At 20.9% G+C, this 1,280-nt stretch carries 3 protein-coding genes; all 3 read right to left on the bottom strand.

Features of this window, described 5'->3' with window-relative positions:
- The coding region (locus tag C6B38_RS04285; protein WP_146693299.1) for a phage terminase large subunit at positions 1-254 on the bottom strand (254 nt) is incomplete at its 3' end.
- Positions 255-299: 45 nt separating this feature from the next.
- Positions 300-527: a hypothetical protein gene (locus tag C6B38_RS04280; RefSeq protein WP_105298781.1), complete on the bottom strand. Its 228-nt coding sequence runs from the start codon at positions 525-527 to the stop codon at positions 300-302.
- Positions 520-921, bottom strand: a complete 402-nt coding sequence (locus tag C6B38_RS04275) for a hypothetical protein (RefSeq protein ID WP_105298780.1) — start codon at positions 919-921, stop codon at positions 520-522. Before C6B38_RS04275 ends, C6B38_RS04280 begins: the two co-directional genes overlap by 8 nt.
- Between the last annotated feature and the right edge of the window lie 359 nt (positions 922-1,280).

The following is a 1,280-nucleotide window of genomic DNA, read 5'->3' as shown; positions in this document are numbered from 1 at the left end:
GTATTAATTGTTATTTTATTTTGATAACCACGAATAGCAAACTCTAAATCACTTAAGTCTTTTTGTTGAAATTGATCACATTCTTCTCGTCAATCAATTACTAATTTATATTTGTTTAAGTCAGAAAAGGCTTTCAATTTTTCTTTCCGACTTGGTGAATGTAAACCTTTACAATATATTTTGCTACCATTTGATAAAGTAAAAGTAAAATTTGATAAATTAATAGTATAAGGAATATTATTTTCATCTAACATATTTCATATATTTTGAAATACACTATCTTTTAAATCTTTACTCCATTACATACTAGCAATTATACAAATTGGTTCTTTAATTAATAAAATAATTTTTAATAATTCACCAAACATTTTAATATTTGAAATAGTCTTACCACTATATCGTGTTCCAATTTGATTAATTTCATTAACTAATTCAAACTTTTTAGTAAATGGATATTTATTACCAATACTACTATTTTGTAATAACCAATAAGGAATTTCTAACAAATAAGTAAAATGATTAAGCATTATTATCACTTTCTTCTTTTTTAATATCTCTAATGTCAGTTTGCAAATTAACAATGATTGGTTGTTGATTATTTAAGTTTAATTCTTTTTCAAGTTCTTTTTCTTGTAGTGAATATTTATAATTAAATGCTTGTTGTCAATATAATTTAGCACCATCAGGTGATTTCATCATAAAATTAATTATTTCACTTTCAATTCTATCAACTTGTCGTTCAAGCAAAGGAACTATCTTTTCGTTCTTGTAAGTGTCATATCGTCATCTGTTAGAAAGGTTAAATTCATTGGTTAAATCATTCAAAGTATATGGTTTATGTGGTGATTTATTTTCTCAAAATTGTTCTATTTTACGATAAAAATTTGCCAAACTTGCTGTTTTTGGATTAAATTCTTTCATTTTTTACTCCTTTTTACATATTAAAATTGCTATTATTTAATGAATATGATTAAATAAAAGAGTATTATAAAAATTATCAAGAACTAAAAATGTAGCAAAATGTATTAAAGAACTTAATATTATTTTTATTATGTTTATTTTACATCAAAATAAAAAAAATTAAATTACTTTATTTTTTATTTTAGTATACAAGCATATAGAGATAAATTGGAACTTGTTACAAAGTAATTATATAATTAATAATATATTTGTCAATAATTTTAATTGAAAAAAATATGAAAATTTATCTTTTTTATAAATTTAATGTATAACTATTTTTATAAAATAATTGGAGGAAATATAGAGTAATGAAAGATTAT

It is taken from the genome of Spiroplasma sp. ChiS (assembly GCF_002968355.1).
GTDB lineage: Bacteria > Bacillota_I > Bacilli_A > Mycoplasmatales > Mycoplasmataceae > Spiroplasma > Spiroplasma citri.
The sequence above is the reverse complement of the archived record's forward strand: the minus strand, read 5'-3'. Positions and strand labels throughout refer to the sequence as shown.